This is a genomic window from Caballeronia grimmiae, assembly GCF_022879615.1.
Classification (GTDB): Bacteria; Pseudomonadota; Gammaproteobacteria; order Burkholderiales; family Burkholderiaceae; genus Caballeronia; species Caballeronia grimmiae.
On sequence record NZ_CP084271.1, the window covers coordinates 659,248 to 680,756 of the forward strand.

Genomic DNA, 21,509 nt, shown 5'->3' on the forward strand with positions numbered 1-21,509 from the left:
CATGCTGAAAATCGAGTGACTTAGCATTCGAATTGCCCGATCCGCGGCTCTCTTGCCAATTCGAACGGCTGCCCGGAAGTTTCCAGCGTGAGATTCGGGTTGTAGAACGGATCGCGCAGTAGCAATTCTCCCCAACGGCTTTCCATCCACCCGATTTCGCTCATGAAACGCTTGGCTTTCTCGGGCGCCATGTCGGAGCCGCGCGTAGCGGACTCGTGATGGTACAGCGATGCATGCGGCGTCCATACGTTCCGATAGCCCGCTTCGCGTACTCGAATGCAAAAGTCTACATCGTTGAATGCGACCGCCAGTTCCTCGTCCAATCCACCCACGGCCTTGTATATCGATTTGCGGATGACAAGGCAGGCTGCGGTAACGGCTGAAAGATTCTGAGTCGACACGGCGCGGCCGAAATAGCCAAAGGCATGGCGCGGGGCTTTGTAATGCATATGCCCGGCGATTCCCCCGAGGCCGAGAATGATTCCGCCATGTTGCAATGTGTCGTTGGGATACCAGAGGCAAGCACCGACTGCACCGTTCCCCGGCTGAGCGGCGAGCGATACCATTTCTTCCATCCAGTCCGGCGAAAGCACTTCGATGTCGTTGTTCAGCAGGCAGACGAACTCGCCATTCGCCTGCGCGACCGCTCCGTTGTTCAATGCCGAAAAGTTGAATGGACGGTCGTCTCGGAGCACTCGCACGTTAGGCCGGACGCGGAGGCTATCGAAGTATTGAAAGGTCTCAGTCTTGACGCTGCCGTTGTCGACTACGATCACCTCGAAGCGCGGATAGGTGCTCTTGGCGAAAATGCTCTCGATGCATTGACGGAGTAACTCCACGCCGTCCCGCGTGGGGATGATGATCGAAAGCAACGGTGCCGGCGTCGGCACGCCATAGCGAACACGAATCAGATCGATGTCCGGCCCTTGACGCTCCGCCTTGCCGTCGATACCGATGCGCGCCAGGTGTTCATTGACCGCCCGAATCCCCGCCTCCAGCGCATAAGGCTTGGCGCCTCCCTTGCTTGCAGTGCTTTCGGGCGTGACTCTCCAGTGATAAAGCACATGGGGAATGTGATGGACCGCCTCGCTTCCGGCGGCCTCGATACAACGCAACGCGAGGTCGTGATCCTGGCTACCCTCGAACCCTCGCCGGAATCCGCCGACTTGCCTGATCAATGCCGCTTCATACATGCCGAGATGCGAGAAAAGGTTCTGCGCGAGGAAAAGCTCCTGGTTGAAGTCGCTTTTGAAGTAAGGCGCTTTCCGGGTGCCGTCGAGTTCGATCTTGTCTTCGTCGCTATAGAAGAGTCGCGCCTTGGGATGCTCGTTGATCGCCTTCACGACCATGAACAGGGCGTGCTCGGGCAAGATATCGTCATGGTCGAGCAGGGCGATGAAAGCTCCGGTCGCAATGCCGAGCGCGCTGTTGCTTGCCTCGGAAATATGACCATTGCGCTCGCGAAAGACGACCTTGATGCGCGCATCCTCGGACGCGAGTCGCTCCAGAAAGGGGCGAATCTCCGGTTTCGTCGAAGCGTCGTCGGCAATGCAAAGCTCCCAGTGCGCGTAAATCTGCGAGCGGACTGACTGAATCATCTCGGTCAGGAGTTGCAAGTCGCTGTTATAGACCGGCACGAGAACGGAGATGAGCGGCTGGGACTTCAACTGGCCGACGGTTGCTGTTAGTTCCGCTCGTTTCGCCGCATCGATGCTGTCATGGCGGCGGATCCATGCCGCGTACGCCTCGGGACACGTGTCCCCCGCAGTAGGTTGCAAGATGCGGACAGCACGGCGGCGCACGCCGTCGAAGCCCTCCTTTCGAAGAATCGCGTGATAGTGTGTCAGCGCCGGCCCGACGCCTCCACGCATGCGCAGATGCTGTGAGACGGAGTTCAATGCCCGCTGCAAGCGCCGCATGCGAGTCACGCCGATCCTGAGCGGCGCCGTCACTCGCCACGACATTGAATCGCGCATGGCCTGTAGATCGGCCTGGAGCCGCGCGATGGTGCGCTCTTGGGCCGCAATCACATTCTGCGGGTCGTGACGACTCGCGGCCTTCTGTTCGCCAGCAATGTATTCGCCTTCGGCCGTCACTCGTTCCTGGCTGGCGACCTGCTCTGCCGATGTTGCTGCGATGTCGCCGCTAGGTTGCGACCGCGACGTGTTGTCATTGTCCTTCGGCATAAGGGACGCTCCGGGAAGAATTTGACTCAAACCCTGAAGTATAGCTTCAGAGGTTTTGGCGGACGGCCGAGCGGATGACTGAGGTAGAATTTTGGTTTCAGCAAACCTGCGCAACCATAGGACGGTCGCTCAGTCGCCTTGAGTTGGCGGCGTCGTTGGAAACCGCCATCCCCCATTTACAATGTGTGGCCTTATCCGCGAAACGTCGCTACTGGAGGCAGGTGACCCCGTGTTCACGCGCGGTTCGTCGCAGCTCGCGGACTTTTATGCATTCAGGAGGAAACAGGCTCACATGCAAGACACTTCCAACATGCCGGTAGAGGGTCGAGCCTCACGCGCCCTGCGCGACCTCGTCGACGGCATCAAGGCCTTTCCCATCTGGTCGACCTTGGCTTGGCAGGACATCAGGCAACGCTATCGCCGCTCGGTCCTGGGACCATTGTGGATTACCTTGACGATGGCCGTGACGATTGCGGCAATGGGCCCGCTTTACGGTGCGCTGCTCAACTTCAGCACTGAAGATTTCGTGCCGTACCTGGCGCTCGGCATTATTACGTGGGGGCTCGTTTCCACGTTGATTCTGGAGGGTTGCATCGTCTTCACGGGCGCGGACAGCATTGTGCGGTCGGTGCGCTTGCCGCTGACGTTGCATATCTTCCGCAGTGTCTACCGCAACTTCCTGTTTTTCGCTCACAACATTCTGGCGTACATTCCGGTGATGCTGTATCTAAGCATCTCTCCGAAGGTCGAATGGCTCATGGCCATCCCCGGCCTGCTCCTTATTGCCATCGCCGCAGTTCCGCTTTCGCTCATTCTGGGAATCTTCTGCGCGCGTTTCAGGGATATGCAGCCGATCGTGGGGAGCGTGGTTCAACTGGCTTTCTTCCTCACGCCAATCTTCTGGAAGCCGAACGCGCTCGGGCACCGCGCCTATTTCGCCGAGTGGAACCCACTGTACATTTTTATCCAACTCGTGCGCGGACCGCTTTATGGACCTGTGCCGGACGCGTCGTTGTACGAGGGGGCAGGGGCGTGCATCGCGGTCCTGTTCGCGATCGCCATACCGCTGTTCATCCGTTTCCGCTCGCGCATCGCTTTCTGGATCTAAAGCATGGCCTTTCTTAGCTTAAGTAACTGCAGCCTTAACCTGCCGGTCTATGGAGCCAGCAACCGATCGCTGAAACAAATGGTTCTGTCCGCCGCCACTGGCGGACGCATTGCGGCGCATAGCCGGAAGCTCACAGTTGTCGAGGCGCTGCGGGATGTGACGCTGGAGATCAAGGCGGGCGATAGGGTCGGCCTCGTTGGCCATAATGGCGCGGGCAAGACGACACTATTGCGCATGCTGGCGGGCATCTACGAGCCGACGACGGGCCGGTTCTGCTCGAAGGGCCGAGTGACCAGCCTGCTCGACCTCACGCTGGGGCTGGACTACGAAGCTACCGGCTACGAGAACATCGTGCTTCGCGGTCTCATTCTCGGCGCGTCCAAGGCGGAGATGGTGCGACTGACGCCGCAGATCGCGGAGTTCTCGGAACTCGGAGATTATCTGCAGATGCCCGTTCGCACGTATTCGAGCGGGATGGTGCTGCGACTCGCGTTCGCCATCGTGACGAGCATGCATGCGGATGTGCTGCTCATGGACGAATGGCTGAGCGTCGGCGATGCATCGTTCGTCAAGAAGGCGGAAGCACATATGACCAAGTTCGTCGGTAACGCGGACATTCTGGTGCTTGCGTCCCATAACAAGGACATCATCGACGACCTCTGCAATATGATCGTCGAGATGGAGCATGGGCGGGTGAAGGACGTCCGCCGAATCTGACATGGGTGAGCGCCGGGCGTCGTCCATATTCGTGAGCGAGGCCCGGGCCGAACTGCTGCACCCGATCTTCGACAGCGGCGCAGCGAAGCGTAAGAGCGATGCGCCATGGCTGCGCCCACTCGCGATACGAAGCGTTCGATCTTCGCGAGCCGTCAACTACCGCGCACTCGCGACGCGGCACCACTGATACGGATACACGCCCGCTCCAATCCGGGCGTCGTACAGCTTGCAAGAACCGACGTCGAGCACGAAGCCATAGTCTGCGAGAGCAGTCTGCGAGTCCGCGATCTCGCGCGAGTTTCGCGCGGAATCGTAATCGCCTTTGTCCAGATAAGCCGGGATCAGCGCATACACCGGTCCGCCGCGCGAACGCGCCATCGCGTGAAGCCGTTCGTCGTATGCAGGCCGCGCTTGGGGAAAAGCTGATCGAATGGTGGCGAACGCGACCGATTCGGGGAACAGGGGCACCAGCCACCCCAGCGGCGGGTCGCCGGCAGTCAGGATGACCGTCGTCCTTTCGGCAGCGGAGAGGGGAGGCAGATCGATAGAAAACATTCTGCCCGACCAACGTTCATGCCCCCACGAATGCGCGCCGCCAGCCACGACCAGGACGGAGCAGGCGATAAATGCTCGCTTGGCTAGCTTGGTCGCTCGCTCATAGGTCGTCGTCTGGCGAAGCATCAGATAAATAACGAGAGGCAGACAGAGCTCGATCGAGACAAGGTAGCGCTGAATGCTGAAGACCTTCATCCACACGACATAGCCGATTGCCACATACGCGATGACGTATCGGCCACGGGACGGCAACGGCGGACTCTCTTTGTGTCTGATCCGTCCAACGGCGCGCGCGCCCACCCACCACCAGAAGCAAACGTAAGCCAAAGCCCATATCACTTGATGCAATCGGGCTTGTCCGACACGGCGCGGATCTAACGAAAATATGAATGCCCACGCGAGGGATTCCCACACGTTCTTAGGAAACCAGACGGTATCCACGATCGCCACCGATGAGGTCAGCGGACTCGGAAAAATGGAGCTGAACTGCGGATAGAGCGGATTGCCGTACTGATGCCACATCTCCACGAACCAGAAGCCCCCAGTGAGCGCGAGTCCCGCCAGGACGCCCACGCCGAACAGGAACGCGGTCAACACTCGCCTTGGCAACGACACGGGAGCGACGAGCAGTCCGACGCAGAGCCCGACGGAGAACACGGCTGTCGTCAGCTTGAGGCCGGCGCCTGCTCCGGAGACGAACCCTGCAATCACCACCATCGCCATGACGCGCATGCTGGACTGCGGCAGTCGCGCCCACACCTTCAGCAGCATGAACAGCGCGCCGAGGCTGAAAAGCGCCGTCGTGTCGTCGCCCATGCTGTTGCCGATGCCAGACAGGAAGTTGGCCGTCAGGCAGCCGGCGATGGCGAGCCAGAAGGGCGTCCGATACCTCGCAGTCTCGGGCAGATCGCCCAGCGTGAGACGGCAGATTCCGAGCAGCAGCACGAAGTTCAGACCATGCATCACCCCCATGATGAAGCCGACCAGCATCGCCGGCAGATGCATCGTCATCAGGTAATACGGCACGTCCAGCAGCGGATTGAAATAGCTCTGCATACCAGCAGGAGCCAGGTCGACCGACAGCCTTCCGTGAAGGAAGGCAAAAGCGTTGTACAGGTGATAGTTGCGCAAGTCCCAGTTGGCGTCCGCGCCCTGAGCCACGGAGAACAGGCCGAAAACCAGCGGAACGAACCAGGACGCGCGCATGAGCGACCGCGGGCTGTTCATGTCCATGCGTCGGAATCTATGCGTCCGATCGCTTGCCGTTGTCGTATCCATCGAGATGTGCAGTGCTTCTTAGGTTCTGAAGGCCCAGAACTTGGCTGCCGCGAAATTCACACACATGCCTGCAAGCGAACCGATGGCGACTGCCGTTCCTGGGCGATAAGCGCCGTCATGCAAAAAGTGCAGGGCGATCGCGTATGCGACGTAATTGACCGCGCCGCCCGCCGACATCGCGAGCAGATATTCGATCCATTCGCGCCAGGCCGAGCGTCCTGTGTCCGCCGTGAACGTATAGCGCCGGTTGATTCGCCAGGTGACGAAGGCAGCGCAAAGGAACGAGATGACGCGTCCGAGGTGCGGCCCGGCGCCAAGGCCCAACGCCGCATAGAGCACGCCAGCGTCGACGAAAAAGCCGATGGCTCCCGCAACCCCGAAGCGAACGAACTGAGACTGCCAGTCAGTCATTGTCGATTTCACTCGGAAGCGGGGGGACGGACAGATAAGCGAGGTGCTTCATCTCGTTGCGCCCCCGTGTGACGGTATCCAGCACGATGCCGCAAATAAGCAGGATGGCGCCCAGCAGCATGAGGCCGCTGCTCAGAATCACGGTAGGAATCCTCGGTACGAGCCCCGTCTTGACGAAGGTTTCGAACACCGGAAACGCGAAGCCGACCGACATCAGCGTGCATGCGAGGAAGCCGGCCGTGAAGAAAGCCAGTGGCTTTTCCGACTTGAACAACCTGCCGATCATGAGCAAGATCCGCAGTCCGTCGCGATAGGTGTTGAGCTTGCTCGCCGAACCTTCCGGGCGCGACTTGTAATTCGTCACGATCTCTGCAACCGGCATGCGCAGGCCCAACGCATGGACCGTCAACTCGGTCTCGATCTCGAAACCCGCCGAGTGAGCAGGAAAGCTCCGGGCGAACCGCCGCGAGAAGACCCGGTAGCCCGACAGCATGTCCTTGAATGTCCGGCCGAAGATTGCAGCCGCGCATTGCGTCAGCAACACGTTGCCGAACCGGTGCCCGAGGCGATAGGCGGTTTGCTCGTCGGACAAGCGAGAGCCGACCACCATGTCGAGCCGGTTGCGAAGAAGGGTCTCGATCAGCGCGGGTGCCGCCGACGCATCGTAGGTTGCATCGCCGTCTACCATGACGTAAATGTCCGCATCGACGTCTGCGAGCATCCTGCGCACGACGTTGCCCTTTCCCTGCAGCGAGACGGATATGACGCTTGCGCCCGCATTCCGTGCGACGCCGGCAGTGTCATCGCTCGAGTTGTTGTCGAACACGACGATGTCCGCGTACGGCAGACTCGTTCGAAAGTCTTTCACGACGGTCGCAATCGCAGCGGCCTCGTTGTAGCAAGGAATGACGACAGCGGTGCGAAGCGGTTTTGTGGATTGAAGCATAGACACTCGACATTGAGTACAAGGCTGCGGCTGGCGAACGAGGGCTGCGCCGGCGTGCGTATTGTAGTCGTTGTGGTCGGCCGCTCGACAAGGCGTGGCTGCGCATGCGGCTGACGACGGCTGGCAATGCGCTGCGCTGCGCTCGACAGGGACCGCCGGCGAGGGACAGTGGCGCGCTAGAATGCCGGCCACCGGCCAGGATCGGCGGGCATGCGCGGACTCGAAGCCGCTGTGATCCCGAACTCAATCGAACTCAACTCTCATGCCGACGGAATCCGCTTCAACGTTTCACCAGATCGCGCGGCTACCACTTGCCGTAAGGCTCTGCGCGCTACTGCTGGTCTATTCGCTGGCATCCGGGCTCTTTCTTCTGCTGGCTACTCCGCCGTTTCAGACGCCGGACGCGCTCGCGCATTTTTTCCGCTCCGCGCAGATCGCAGAGGGTCATTGGTTCGGACAGAGATACGACGACACATCGGGCGGGGACGTCGACGCTTCGGCCATTGCCTTCGCGAACGCGTATTCGAAGATTCCGTTTCATCCGGAGGTCAAGGCGACGAATGCTCTGCGAAAGGCCACTGACGACCTCGTCTGGTCCGGGCGCATGGAAAGAGTCGGCTTTCCGAATACCGCGATCTATCCCGCGTTCGCCTATGTGCCGCAGGCTCTTGCCATCGCTGCGGGGCGCGTGGCCGGCATGCGCGTCCACAGCACATATGCGCTCGCCTGCGCGGCGGGGCTCCTGTTCAGCATCGCATTGACGGCTCTGGCTGTCGCCATTTCGCGCCGCACTTCCATTGTCCTTTTCGCGACCGCGCCATTGCCGACCACGATGATGATCTATTCGTCGGTGAGCCAGGAGGTCACTGTACTGCCGCTTTGTTTCCTCATCATCGCTGCGATGGACAGACTCATTCACGATCAGCGCCCCTTCGCCGGCAAGTACGCTGCGCTGGTTGTCGCGGCGCTCGTAATCTGCATATCGGCGCGGCCGCCTCTTGCAGGTTTGCTCGTCATGCTGCTGCATCCGGGACTGAACATGTCCGGCCGGCCGGATAAGTATGGGTGTGGTCGCCGCCTCACCTTCATCGCGATGACGGTCGCGTCGTCGGCCTTGGCGGTGATTGCGTTCGGATACCACGCGTGGTCCGACTTCGGGCCTTCTCATTCGGTGTCGGGGCAACTCCTCTATCTTTTTCATCATCCGGGCAAAGTGTTTGCAATCGCCGCCACGACATTGAAGCTCAACGGAGTGTTCTATTTCCAGAGCTTCGTCGGCGCGCTCGGTTGGCTGGATACCTACTTTCACCGCGGTTATTACGTCGTCGCATTCGGAATGCTTTGCATTGCGTTAGCCGCCAGTTGTCTGAACCTTGATGGCGCTCGGACTGGCAACCGGCCCCCATCAGCGGTTCCGCTTCTAGCGGTGCTCGCAACGATCGTCATGATCTTCGCATCGCTTTACCTCGCGTGGACGGCGGTGGGCGGCACAGTCGTGGACGGCGTGCAAGGCCGTTATTTCCTCGCGGTGTTTCCGCTGGTTGCCCTGGCCTTGCCGTCACTGCGTTCGCATTCGCCCGCGCAGTCACGAGTTCTTGTTATGTGCCGCTCGCTCATCGTGTTCTTCGTCGCGATATTTCCGCTGTTCAGCTTTGGTTCGCTTGTTCCGCTGGTCATTCAGCGTTTCTACCTTCAGTGAACTCGACGTACTTATTAGAACGACGCAGCGCAACCGCGCACGAGTCGATGACCGTCTGATGATCGTCTATCGCCACCGTCGGCTCGTTGCACGCACGTCGAACGCTCGACTCGCGGTGAGGGGTGCCGAGCCAGCGAGACCTGGCACCGGGCACAGTCGGGAAGAAGCTCCGCAATGGTTATTGAAGGCTTGCCGTTGCGAAAGGGGTGTTCAAACACCCGGCAGGATGAGAATTGGAACTCGCATCGCCGTTCTACCGCCGACGGTGCAATTCCCCGCTCATGCCGACCCAGTGAGATAGGATGGGCGCGCCCAGGATCGCCTACCACGAATCGGGTGCGTCGTGCAGCGGAAAGGGAACGTTTTTGCGCTTCTTTTCGCCGATCGGCCTATATCATGATAATTCCAATGTGCAAAAAGTTGCCGCGTCAGGGAGTGCATTTACCGCGTGCTGCTCACGCTAACCTACGGGAATGTGCAGAAGCTGAAGGCTGCACTTGAAAGCGTGCAGTTGCCTTCTGCTCTTGCCAAGGTAGACCGCTTCGACTGATCCTCCATAACCACTGTCGTACGCCGGAAACGACCATGCGGAAACGAGCTAGCTTTCGAACAGACCGCCGGAAGCTGCGAGCACCGCAGCTTTGGGATCATGCCCGGGAGCGTATCGACGTAGCACCGTTGACAACCAAGCGGCGCTGAAGGCCGATGTACCGATGTCTGCAGGATATGGCTGACCACGCAGGTCCCAGTCAGCGCCGGTCGCGACGAAGGCTGAACGGAAGGGCGTTTATTGGCGATGCATCGGTTCCGAAATATAGCGGCAGCCCTCCTCGTACTTGAGGATGCGCGCTGGCGCATTGGCCGAAAGGGGTATCAAAATCGTGAGCTTTCCACCGCCAACTCGGCGCTAGAAAGCGCATCATCCAATTCACCTATCCGCGTTCCAACGCATCGACCTCAGTGCAACGCACTACATTTCTGTTCGCACAGCGTCCGACGGACGCTACCTTCTTCGCCCGCGCAGTGATCCTGCGATTTGACCATGTGCGCCGTGCCGGAAACTGAGTCCTCCGACAACGGCGTCAACATTGGCTTTGCAAGCGGAACGCAGTTTCCCATCGTCTGAGAACAACTTCGCACGGACAGTGCGAACGTCATCTATGCCTTTCGTCGAGGGCGACTCTCGCCAAGCTTGATTTGCGCGGTTCCAATCGAGGCGACCGTGATGAACAAGCTCGAAAGACGGGAAATCACTTGCACCCTGTGTGCGGATTTCTATATCCCATTTTGTCGGCTCGCGCCGCCGATACAAAAAGCGCAAAAGGAATTACCTGGCTCGACAGGCTAACGCCTGCGGTCAAGTAGCCATGCATCGGTATATCCGGCGCGTGGATCATCAGGCAGCAGTGCTTCCCTGCGCCGGGTGAATCGAAGATCTGATCTCTAAGATCCCGGAAAGCAAAGCGTGCAGTATTCCAACAACCCGGGACGTTCTTCTGATAGGTGAGAACGTCGCCTTTGATGCGACGGCCATGAAGATCCAATTCAGCTTCTCAACTCTGTTAGACAACGCGGGGCTTCCTCAGCGGCTCACCAAAGAGCTCGCCGAGCTTTTCAACCGCCACCTATCAAAACCCCATAGCACGACGCGCGTCACGTCGAACGCGATATCCATCAAGACACAGACCTATCGCGTGCGGCATCTGATCGCCGGCTTCCGCGAACTGAGAAAGGGCGGCTTTGCACTACAGTCGCCTTGGAACCTTTCCGAAAAGCACATCGCCTTTCTCGTGAAGCTCTGGGTCGGGGAAAAAGACCAGGCGCCCGGCACGGTCGAAAACAAACTGACCTACTGGCGCACGCTCGCAGCCTGGATGAAAAAGCACCAGCTGGTGGGCACGGTCGATGACTACATCAAGCGGCCCGACGGTTATCGCCGCTATTACGTCGCGCAAGAAGATAAATCCTGGGAAGCGGCCAACGTTGACGTCAACGAAGTGATCTCCCGGCTCTGCGAGCATGATCGGTGGGTCGCCATACAAGTCGAATTGCAAGCGACGTTCGGCTTGCGCGCCCAAGAAAGCATGCTTCTGCGCCCGTTGCAATGCCTGCGCGTATCGGGCCACCTGCACGTCATCGATGGTACGAAGGGCGGCAGGCCCCGGCTCGTGCCGATCGATGCTGAATGGCAATACGAAGTCCTCATCCGTGCAGCGAGGCTCGCGAACCCGCGCACCGGCTCGATGATTCCGGAGCCATGGTCGCTCAAGCGGTGGTACCGCCATTTCTATCACGTGCTCCAGAAAGAGGGCATCACGCGTAGTGGCCTGGGCGTCACGGTCCACGGACTCCGCCACGCTTACCTCCAGAAGATGTACGAGGCTATAACGGGGGTGCCGGCACCGATCAAACTGCCTGATCATCGGCCCGATCCGGAACTTCATCAAGAGGCCATGCAACAGCTGGTCGAAGCCGCGGGGCATAGCCTTGCAGCGAAGGCGACGGCCTACATCTCAACCTTCGCGACGGCGGAGCGCCTGTCGCGACCTGTGGTGACTTTCGAGCAGGCGATCGCGGCTCTTGATGCGGCGAACGGCGTCAAATCAGAGGCGGCAAAGCGGCTGAAAATCTCACGGCAGGCGCTCTATCGGATACTTGCAAAAGGCGGCCCGGTGTCAACTGTAACGCCTGCAAACGCCGCCGAAACGGAAGCACCGCCGACATCCGCGCCCAACGAGGTCCTCCAAAATCCACCGTTGGCTCTGACGATCAACAACGCCACACCGGACCAGCTTTCACTGCTCGCCGAGTAGGGTTGCCGTCGCCATCCGACGACGTCGCAGTCGTCATCATCGGCGACGGCTTCCAACCCCGAGGTGCAGTTGACGGTCGACGGTGGTCATGATGAACAATCATCAACACAGGACTCTGCGCAAGCAATGAAGAAGTTGTACGCTTGGTCACGCCCGTGTCACTTGTCGTCGGCGGTAGTCGCCCGAAGTGGCACCAACGCACTTGCCGCGGATTTTGATGAACTCGATGCTATGCGATCGCCTGGCCATGCTCGTCTCGGAACACGGCGTGTAGGTGCGTCTCTAAGAGCGTGTCGTTTGCTCGGGTCGAAGTTCTCGTGCACGGCTTTTCCTTTGACTCGAAAGCGACCATTCCCCACCCGACGGAGTCATTTCACGATGTGCAAAGCGTGCCGAATAGGGGGGAGGTGAATATTCGGCACGTTTTGTAACAGGCAAATTTACCATTGGAATCAAGCGGTTGCCCCGGCCGAAGAAACGTAACGGGACGCTCTCCGGAGAGCGTTGCTCGCGGCCAAACAACCGCGGCACACGCTGCTAGCCGCCCACCAAGCTAGGACGCCGGCTAAAAACAAAACGCACCGGCCGCGAAGGTATGGTCTACCTTGCACTATCTTGGCCAAGAAAATTCCCCGGCACTAGACCTAGACAAGCGTAGTAACAATGCTTTGATACCGCGACTTCCGCAGCGCAAAGCGTGACCCCGTCAAGGCTGCTTGTTCCAGACAACGCATTTATCCGCAAATAGACAAACCGACGCCAGTTTTTGAACCGGGAAACGTGCCCGAGGACGACTCCACCGTCAAGACGTCCGCTACTCGTCCGTCGTATTGATGAGGAGTACCACATGAAAAGTTCGCCTGCGCCAGCGACTTCGCGGAAAGAGCGAGGCCTGCTTAAATCTCGCGGATCGCCCAAACGCCATCCGTTTCAAACCCGAAACTTCCGATAGCGTTCCCGAGCAGTGTTACGACCGGAACACACCGCGGCGATCCAATGAGCGCGTTTCCGCAGGTTCAGCAGCGTAAGCAACGAGGACATACGGCTATACACGCGTGAGCCGACCTACGTGACAAACGGAGCCTGGGCTTAATCGAAAGGGTTGAGCACATTCGGTTGACGCCAGCAATTCACTCGCTTCGACGGTCATTTGCGACGCGTTGAACGTCACGTTTGCGCTACGCAGACCTGTGCGCACTGCACCTACATACCGCCTCGCGACCGTTTCGAGCGGCACGCAAGCCTGACGAGCGATGTTTCTTCCTTTTTATTGAAAGAGCTATCGAAATCGTGACCTTTGCGAACTCCCGAAGCGCGGCGTCGAACCTAAGATTGGTTCTGCAGCACCCGAAACGATAAATCGAAAACTTGTGACCACCGCAGACCTGGAGCTTTGCAATGTCAAGACGATCCCGCTCGCACGCTCAAACGCAGCCTACCGCTGGGCAGCGACAATTGTCGTGGCCGGTCGTTGACGCTTGTTTTGGCCGGTGGTGAGGAGTCGTAGGCGGCGTAGCCGCAGGAGACGACGAGCCACCGGCAGCGCCAGGTCGACGGGGCTTTAGGATGGGATGATCGAAGCTTGAAGAAGAAGCGGTCAGCTCATGTCTGGAACCCGCATTACCGACCAACAGGTTCATCTCTATATGAACAAGCGCAAACAGCATTCTCAGGAAGTCGCGGCCGCCAAGACCGGTATCAGCGTGCGTACGGCACGCCGCATCGAACGTGACGCCACCTTGCCATCTCAGAAACCACGGCAAACATGGCGGACCCGAGCTGATCCCTTCGTCGACGTATGGGAGAGCGAAGTCGTACCGCTGCTGCGCAACGCGCCCCACCTGATGGGCGTCACGATCCTGCGCAAGCTGCAGGATGATCACCCGGATCGTTATCCCGATAGCATGCGGCGCACGCTGGAGCGACGTATCCGCCAGTGGCGGGCCCTTGAAGGGCCTACGCAGGAGGTGTTCTTCCCCCAGGAACATCAACCGGGCGTGCGCGGACTGTCAGACTTCACCGATATGAGCAAGCTGTGCGTGACGATCGGCGGCGCCCCATTCGGTCACCGGCTGTATCACTTCGTGCTGGCGTTCTCGCGCTGGGAGTACGCGAACGTTGTTGAGGGTGGCGAGAGTTTCGAGGCCCTCGCAGCGGGATTGCAGAACGCGCTATGGCAGGCCGGCGGTTGCCCGCGCGAACATCGCTCTGACAGCCTGTCGGCTGCCTTCAAGAATCTGACAGAGCAGGAGGACTTCACGAAGCGTTACGCAGCGCTACTTGACCATTACGGCATGGAGGGCACGCGCAACAATCGTGGCCTGGGTCACGAGAACGGCAGCGTGGAATCCTCGCATCGGTATCTGAAGGAAGCGGTCGACCAGGCCTTGATGCTTCGCGGCCATCGCGAGTTCGCTGACCGGGCTGCGTACGATGAATTCATCCGTGAGGTGGTGATGCGCCGAAACCGGCGCAACGCTGCGGCGTTTCGTATTGAGCGCGCACAGTTGCAGGATTTGCCTGAACGTCGCACCACTGACTTCGCCGAGGAAGAAGCGCTCGTGACCCGCTGCAGCACGTTCACTGTGCGGGGCATCCTGTACAGCGCGCCGTCGCGCCTAATCGGCCACCGGCTGAAGGTTCGGATCTATGGTGACCGGCTCGACTGTTACCTGTCCGGTGCGCCGGTGCACAGCACCGCGCGAGGTTCCCGTGCAGCGGACAACCGCCACGCGCTGGATTATCGTCACTTCATCGATTCACTCAAGCGCAAGCCGCAGGCGTTCAGGGGGTTTGCGTTTCGCGACGCGCTGTTTCCCCGTGAGGCCTACCGCCGAACCTGGGAGAGGCTGGAGGCGCAACTGACGCAACGTCAGGCATGCAAGACGATCGTGGGGCTGCTCGAACTCGCAGGACACCATGGCGTTGAAGCGTTGCTGGCCGAGCGGCTGGACGTCTTGCTCGAAGCAGGCGAACTGCCCGATCTGAAGCAGTTGCGCGATGAATTCGCGCCACGTCAGGTCCTATGTCCCGAGGTGGTGGTCGAGATGCCGCCCGTCGCGGTCTATGACGAGCTGCTCGACAAGGTGGCAGCATGAACATCCCTGCCCATGACAACGGCCGTCTGGCCCTGATGCTGAACGAGTTACGCCTGCCGACGATCGGCAGGTTATGGCCCGAGTTCGTTGAGCGCTCTGACAAGGAAGGTTGGCCGGCTACGCGATTGCTCGGGGCGCTGCTCGAGCATGAGCTGGCCGAACGTGCCAAACGACGCATCGAGCGGCACCGGACCGAGTCGCATCTGGACCCGACCAAGACGCTGGCCACCTTCGACTTCGGCATGGTGCCAATGGTCTCGAAGGCGCATGTCACTGCGCTGGCTACCGGAGATTCGTGGCTGGACAAAGGTGCCACGATTCTCCTGTTCGGGCCGCCCGGTGGCGGCAAAAGTCATTTAGGTTCGGCCATCGGACATGCTTTGATCGACGTCGGCTATCGCGTGCTGTTCACGCGCACCAGCGAGCTCGTACAGAAGCTCCAGGCCGCGCGCCAGAGTCTGCAACTTCCATCCGCGCTCACTAAGCTCGATCGGTTCGATCTCATCATCCTGGACGACCTGTCGTACGCGCGCAAGGACCAGGCCGAAACCAGTGTGCTGTTCGAACTGATCGCCGAGAGGTATGAGCGCAAAAGTCTTTTAATAACGGCCAATCAGCCGTTCTCTGGCTGGAATGACGTGTTCCCCGACCCCGGCATGACGGTCGCAGCCATCGACCGGCTCGTCCATCACTCGACGATCTTCGAACTGAATGTAGAAAGCTATCGCCGTCGAAAGGCCAGCGACAAACAGAGCGCGCGCCGGCGACAATTACCCGACGACAATTACGATGGAGGCGCGACAACTATGAATTAGCCAGCGACAACTACACCCGTTGACCGGCCAAAATAATTGTCGCTGATCGGCCGTGCTGCTTGACGCTGTCTATACCGCCTTTTTTCCAACGCAGGCGTACCTCGGGTACCCCAAGGGTTATCAACAGGAGCCTTCGCTTAGGCAACGCCGGCGCGAATACGCCGAGTTCTCGCGCAAGCTCCGCGCAATTTTCGCTCCGTTGCTACTGAACCGCTATGCGTTGCTCGAACACATGATGGTTCAGACCAGTCAGGGATTCTCCGGCGGGGCGGCAGGCGCGGACTGCGTGGCTGTTACTCGCTTCGGGGTGTTCGTTATCACGCACATTCGGTCGGTCGGAACGCTAAGCTTGACGACAAAAGCAAATGAGCTGCTCGTCACCGAGGCCGACACGGAGCACGCCATTCGCTGTCCCCTTTGGCAAGCCGCGCCAGTCGTGCATTTCCTGTCCGCGCTATTGGCCGATATTAAGTGCCCTGTCGAGGCCATCGCCATTACAACCGAGGAGGCATGCAAGATCGATTTCGACCTTCCCCCTTCAATCATGAAACTTCACGAAGTCGACCAGTTCCTGCGACAAAGGTATGCGCCGTTCGTTGGGGTGCAGTGGTCCTTCTTCGATGTCAACCAGATCAGTGCACGCATCCGGCAGGGGTGTCGTGATTGGGACGAGGAAGTGGCTGAGGCGTAGGCAAGTACCGGCTTTGCGCCTAACGAGAGCCGCGCGCGCAATGGTTGGCCAAGTCGGTTGCTTAGATCGGCGCAGTCCCGCCACCGGTCGACTGCCCAACCATTGCATCAGCTCGCAGATTCGCGAGGCCTCGCCGGGACGGTGGCGCCAGTAACGACACGGCGGGCATTTGGAACGCTTCATTGCATCCCGCCCAAGAATCTTATGCGGCCACATGCGTGTGAAGAAGCAATTTGTAAGCTGCCGATGTGAAGTTCGAGCGTCTGAATGCACCGAGTCGATTTCGCAATATTCGCTCTTTACCCGTTTGAAATCATAGGGTTGGAGTTCGTGCGAGCGCGAGCGAAGGGGCGTTATCCGGATGAACCCTCTCAGCCCGGGTCTTACGGTTCAACTTGAGAAGTGGGGGCGTGCAACGACGAAAGCGGAGGGGGCTGTGACGGCGACGCTACGATACAAGCGTGCCATTTGAGAACTGCAGTTTGCGAAGTCTAACGCGACTCGTAGCCGAGCGCAAGCTGCATGCGTCAAGCCATCGCTCGCACCCGCAGGCTAATACGAGCGCTTGCCGTCCGGTCAACCTGCGTCGGGCTATTTGCAGTGCAGTGCAGTGACTGACATCAGTTAAAAGAGGGGGGTTTTTATACCTCTTTTCACCGGTTCGAAGCGAAAGACGCATGTTTTTATGCGCCTTTCGCCTTTGATTATGGAATTCCAACTTCAATTGGAAAAATTAGTTGCGCATTGATGCTTCCAGTATGCAATGATCCGGTCGCTCGATTCAAAGGAGACCATAATGAGCCGTTCAAAAAGGCCGTATCGATTGATCAGCCGTCGAAGTTGCTTGCGCCTCGCGCAGCTCTATCGCGAAGGACTGGCTGAAGGAAAATGGACTACACAACTTGGCGCGTTGAATGCGCTCGGCGTCAGTCAAGGCGACTTGTCAATGGCGATGCAGCTTCACGAACTCCCTGAAAAGATTATTGACCTGTTCGAAGATAACATCGACATCAGCAGCCATACAGTCCGCGTTATTCGCTACACGATCCGTCGCGATGGCCTTAGCACGGTCCTAGGCCGTATCGAGCGAAGTGGGGCTTCCGGCGCAAAACACTCCAAAAGGACGGTGTTGAGTATCGTCAAAGGGCAAGCACTGGAGTCAAAGAAAATGCTGCGATGGTCTGGACAAGATCCAGAGAAGATCGTGTCCCGCACCTTAGATCTCCCGAAAAACATCTCTGACCGCTATCACCTTGGGGTGACACAAGGAGAATGGAATTCTTTCAGTGCATGCGCGAAGGCACTGAGTATATCGCGACGAAATATCAGCGACGCCGTTGCCATCCGGGCGCTGCCCGATTCCATCCGCCATCTATTCCATGAGGAAGCGTTGACCTTTTCGGTCGGCCGAAAACTGCTTGCGCTCAAGCGCAAAGTCGGCCTCGACGAACTACTTTTGCGGGCGCGATTTAAGGACTCAATGTACGGTGTAGGTGGGCGCACTGCTGACAACATCTTGTCGGAACTAAACGACGAAGATATTCGGCCGGCGAGCTCGTTCAGGCGTATCCGGATTAAGAAGGGACGAGGTCCGAATCGGCTTGTTGTCGAATGTAAAGATCCAGGATTGGTTCTCAAATACCACCGTGAGATCGAGCAGGCAATCAGCAAGGTTCTGAAGAAGCGCGTCAGAGACGTGGAGTACGTCGAGTTGATGCGCGAAATATTCGGCACGCCGCGCCCCGTTATGGCGCGTCCGAACGGCCTGCGCGGCTGATTCCAGCCGCGTCTATCCAGACCCATTCGCCGCGCCGTCGCAGGCGCAAAGGCACGAGGTGTCACGGCCGTACTCGCCCTCCGCATTGCGGCTGACAAATGTGCGTCCATCTTCGCTCGCGTTCGAATCGTTCGCGAGATCGTGTATTGCCCGACAATTCGTCGCATCCCCCGCTCAATGCCTGCCGTCGTAGCCTTGATATGAGCAGGCGAAGGAGCGTGGATTTATGTAGCTCGACAACAACCCTCTGATATCTCTCTCTACGTCACCAACCTCTCGGGCGCCTATTACGGTGCGGAACGGTCCGTGGGCAGTTTTTTCGAAGAATGTAGGCATGCTGACGATGTCGTGATGGCGCGCGGCGCTTGTCTATCACGGACTATCACGTCTTGGGACGATGAAAGGAAGGATCTATGCCTTCCGAGCAAGTTATCGCGTATGCAATTCGTTGGAACGTGCGGCAAGCGAGAAGTGCGTTGAGTGGATTTTCGAGGCAACACCGTGCACGCCGCAGAACTGCTAAGCGCGGCCGACGTTCCTCGTCGCTTTAAGGGACGGCAGCCCTTTCGCATGGCGCCGCCTCCTTGTTTCGCATCGCCTTGACCATCGATTCATAAGGCGAGAGCTTTCTGCTGTGTGCTACCGCGCTTGGCAGGCGCCATTTTAGCTTTCTGCAACCGTCTGTCGCCAAGCCGAGGCGCTGCCTTGACTTTTCGATGTAGCAGGCATGCTGGATTTGTCCCAACCGGATCCATTGCAGACATGCCAATACAGAAACGTTTGTGCCACGCGTATTCCCCCCAACGAGCAAGACTCACTGATAGTCGCGGTTCGACGGAACACCCGTCCGAACGCAAACGCACTCGCACGCCAGTGCGCGCAGCGCCCGGGCGTTCCCTCCGGCAACGCCTAGCAGGATCAACAAGTCCGGCTGCCCTCAACGTAGCGTCCCCGACGGTACGTCTGCCCGCGCGGTGCGCGGACGCCGAAATCCGACATCTTGAAGCGGTGATTCGCCACGTCGCTGGCACTCACGGCCCGTCTCTACCTGCGTACCTGCCTCAGTCTTATTGGCTCGCACGGCTCGAGGGAATCAAGCAAGAGACTTGCCTCATTCCAACTCAGCAGCAACGCATCGCGGCATTGCGAAGGTTGCTGCTGGAGAGCGAGCCGCACGTGTGTCAATGCGCGTAGGTTCGCCCGGCGGTGTTTCGTAGCGCAACCTACCCATCATCTTATTCGCCTGTTACCGCTCGCGGCGTCACTCGGTGATGCCCGGTCGAGTTATGCCGGCAGACGTGGCCGCGCGATAGGCGGCCTGACTTGCAAATAAGATCGCAGTGGCATGCGATGACCTGCCTTGGAAGTCCATCCATCAACGAAAGCTGAGGGACCAAATGAGAAAGCACAACCAAGACGGAATGCCGACGCACGACCTACCAAACGAGACGGCCAGCGCCGCCGACGGTACCTTCAGCCATTCCGGCAGGACAAGGACAGAGGCGACCAACGGAGCGAAAAACCGTCAACGCGTGAGCCGCGCGTTGCTGATGCGCATTGCCCAGATCTTTCAGCATGCGTGCGATGGCCGGGTTCATGTGCGCCATACAATCGAACTCGAACATGCACCGGGGACCAAGAACCCGACAACCCAGATTGATTGCCTCGCGATCACACCGTTTGGCGTGTTCGTGGTGAACCACTTCCACTGGACAGGCCTGATCAAACCGGGAACCAACGAAGATGAACTTACCGTCGTCGATGACCGCGGCGACGTGACGATTCATACGTCGCCGCTGCGCCGAGCGAAGCCGGCCGTGCGGCATTTGCGCTTGGTGCTGTCTCAACACGAATGTCCGGTCGAGAGTATCGCCGTTCTAGGCGAAGCGGGCTGCAGCCTGCATCCGAGCGTGCCGGATGGCGTCTTGACCTTGCCAGACTTGCACTACTTCCTGCGCACGAGGTTGAACCGCTTCCGCGCAACGCATCGGCGCTATTTGGATGCGGACAACCTTGCTTCCCATATCGACTGGTTTTGCTCTCGCAGGCGCACGCGCCCGTGATACCGCCACCCGAATCGCTGTTTCGTTGTATCGCAGCGCTGCGGCCGCCACGTTGAACCCGGGCCAACCCTCGAACGTTGCCCGTGGCGCGGCGTCGGGCCAACGGAGCTCTATCGCCCTCGAACGGCAACCGCCGCTCGAGCCGCCCGCTCTGTGGCATCGATATCCGCCTTCAGACTGAAAAGACGCCGTTATTTCGAAGCTTTCCAGCGAAAACCGTCCAATGGGCGCGCTATATTGGTTGGACCCACCGCGTATTCACGCATCGACCTTAGCCAAGCGCACGACTGACGCGCGCTTGCCACTTCTTTTATACCTGGCCTCTCGGGGGAGTCCCTCTCCCGGTTCGCACGCGAGCTCGTTGAGCGACCCGCCATCGTTTCCCATCGTTGTATCCGAGCGCTGGTCTCCGTGCCCCGTCGTCCTTCGTGTTCTCGTGCAAGTCGAGGGCGCTTTTGGCAGGAACGAACGCCTTGCCTCGCATGAAAAACAGATATCTGTTCAACGGCCACGCCTGCGCACGCGCGGTCGCAGGACGTTGCTCGTCACCGTTTTCAGCATCTCCCCGCCACGCTGGCTCTCTGCGCGACCGGTTATACGTCGCGCACGATCCACCGCTGTCCAATTTCACCACCGTAGTCTGGCTCGGCACGTCGCCGAAGGCCGCTACTTTCTTAGCCAAGGAGGCTTTATGAAAATCGCCGTACTAGAAGTCCGCTATGCGGGTGGCTTGATCCTGACCGACCGCGTTGTCGTTCAGCCGTCATTCCGCATTTTGCTGCCGCCGCGCTTGAGCGCGATGCTTACCGAACTCGAAAAGACAGAGCGCCGCACGTCAATTCGAGTTTCGCTAGACGGCGTCATCTATCGCGTTACAGGCGCCCCCGACGGCGAATTTGCCGTGGGGGACAAGCTGCCTTTCGGTGAGCGTCTAGTGACGATGCTCAAAAGTGTCGCTACTCCCAATCGCGCTCAACGGCAACTCAACAGGCGCTTCGCCCATATGCTGAGTGCCTTCTCGTTGATCGGCGCGTGCTACCTGGTTCAGTCAAGCAAGAACTGGGACGCACGTGTCATCGTCGAAACCGCGTTGCTTTGCGTCACATCGGTGGCGCTGTTCGTCATCGGACATATGTGCTTTCCGGGTGATCACGAATCGACGTGACGATGATGCTGAAGCTTGCGTTATTGGCTTGCTCTTAGCAGTGGTTCAGCCGTTCGTCGACGCGACGTTGGTTTCAGTGTCGATCGACGTTGTTTGTACAGACCACGCCGCCTGGCGTGGTCTGCCTCATTAACGACTGGCGATTCCGCCGGCACCACTTACGGATATAAGCAATCCGGGCACTCAG

Annotated in this window: 14 protein-coding genes; 10 read left to right on the forward strand and 4 right to left on the reverse strand. The window is 59.1% G+C overall.

Going from position 1 to position 21,509, the window contains the following annotated elements; translation table 11 throughout:
- Positions 1-20: 20 nt before the first annotated feature.
- Positions 21-2,186: a glycosyltransferase family 2 protein gene (locus tag LDZ21_RS03225; RefSeq protein ID WP_244794199.1), complete on the reverse strand. Its 2,166-nt coding sequence runs from the start codon at positions 2,184-2,186 to the stop codon at positions 21-23.
- Between the two features lie 292 nt (positions 2,187-2,478).
- Between LDZ21_RS03225 and LDZ21_RS03230 the strand changes: the two genes are divergently transcribed.
- The gene (locus tag LDZ21_RS03230; RefSeq protein WP_244794200.1) at positions 2,479-3,294 is read left to right on the forward strand and encodes an ABC transporter permease; all 816 of its coding nucleotides are present in this window, start codon (positions 2,479-2,481) and stop codon (positions 3,292-3,294) included.
- Positions 3,295-3,297: 3 nt separating this feature from the next.
- On the forward strand, positions 3,298-4,011 hold the full coding sequence (locus tag LDZ21_RS03235) for an ABC transporter ATP-binding protein (protein ID WP_244794201.1): 714 nt from the start codon (positions 3,298-3,300) through the stop codon (positions 4,009-4,011).
- A 156-nt stretch (positions 4,012-4,167) separates the two neighbouring features.
- Here the strand turns inward: LDZ21_RS03235 and LDZ21_RS03240 are convergent, their stop codons facing one another.
- The 3 genes from LDZ21_RS03240 to LDZ21_RS03250 form a co-directional block, all read right to left on the reverse strand.
- Positions 4,168-5,799 carry a hypothetical protein gene (locus tag LDZ21_RS03240; RefSeq protein WP_244794202.1) on the reverse strand — a complete coding sequence of 544 codons (1,632 nt, stop codon included), beginning with the start codon at positions 5,797-5,799 and terminating at the stop codon, positions 4,168-4,170.
- A 63-nt stretch (positions 5,800-5,862) separates the two neighbouring features.
- Complete coding sequence (locus LDZ21_RS03245) at positions 5,863-6,183, reverse strand: GtrA family protein (protein WP_244794203.1); 321 nt, start codon at positions 6,181-6,183, stop codon at positions 5,863-5,865.
- A 64-nt stretch (positions 6,184-6,247) separates the two neighbouring features.
- The gene (locus LDZ21_RS03250) at positions 6,248-7,201 is read right to left on the reverse strand and encodes a glycosyltransferase family 2 protein (protein ID WP_244794750.1); all 954 of its coding nucleotides are present in this window, start codon (positions 7,199-7,201) and stop codon (positions 6,248-6,250) included.
- Between the two features lie 262 nt (positions 7,202-7,463).
- Between LDZ21_RS03250 and LDZ21_RS03255 the strand changes: the two genes are divergently transcribed.
- The 8 genes from LDZ21_RS03255 (at position 7,464) to LDZ21_RS03290 (ending at position 21,322) form a co-directional block, all read left to right on the forward strand.
- The gene (locus LDZ21_RS03255) at positions 7,464-8,900 is read left to right on the forward strand and encodes a DUF2142 domain-containing protein (protein WP_244794204.1); all 1,437 of its coding nucleotides are present in this window, start codon (positions 7,464-7,466) and stop codon (positions 8,898-8,900) included.
- A gap of 1,532 nt (positions 8,901-10,432) precedes the next feature.
- Positions 10,433-11,713 carry an integrase domain-containing protein gene (locus tag LDZ21_RS03260; protein ID WP_244794205.1) on the forward strand — a complete coding sequence of 427 codons (1,281 nt, stop codon included), beginning with the start codon at positions 10,433-10,435 and terminating at the stop codon, positions 11,711-11,713.
- A gap of 1,604 nt (positions 11,714-13,317) precedes the next feature.
- Entirely contained in the window at positions 13,318-14,811 is a 1,494-nt protein-coding gene (gene istA, locus LDZ21_RS03265; RefSeq protein WP_244794206.1) for an IS21 family transposase, read from the forward strand.
- Positions 14,808-15,626, forward strand: coding sequence for an IS21-like element helper ATPase IstB (gene istB / locus LDZ21_RS03270; protein WP_244794207.1), 819 nt, complete (start codon positions 14,808-14,810; stop codon positions 15,624-15,626). The genes istA and istB overlap by 4 nt, the downstream gene beginning before the upstream one ends.
- A gap of 52 nt (positions 15,627-15,678) precedes the next feature.
- A complete protein-coding gene (locus tag LDZ21_RS03275; RefSeq protein ID WP_244794208.1) occupies positions 15,679-16,317 on the forward strand; it encodes a hypothetical protein in 639 nt (212 codons plus the stop codon).
- Positions 16,318-17,113: 796 nt separating this feature from the next.
- Positions 17,114-18,094 (forward strand): hypothetical protein, encoded by a 981-nt coding sequence (locus tag LDZ21_RS03280; protein ID WP_244794209.1) that lies wholly within the window; start codon positions 17,114-17,116, stop codon positions 18,092-18,094.
- 1,397 nt (positions 18,095-19,491) lie between these two features.
- Positions 19,492-20,157 carry a nuclease-related domain-containing protein gene (locus tag LDZ21_RS03285; RefSeq protein WP_244794210.1) on the forward strand — a complete coding sequence of 222 codons (666 nt, stop codon included), beginning with the start codon at positions 19,492-19,494 and terminating at the stop codon, positions 20,155-20,157.
- 691 nt (positions 20,158-20,848) lie between these two features.
- Positions 20,849-21,322 carry a hypothetical protein gene (locus tag LDZ21_RS03290; protein ID WP_244794211.1) on the forward strand — a complete coding sequence of 158 codons (474 nt, stop codon included), beginning with the start codon at positions 20,849-20,851 and terminating at the stop codon, positions 21,320-21,322.
- Positions 21,323-21,509: the final 187 nt, after the last annotated feature.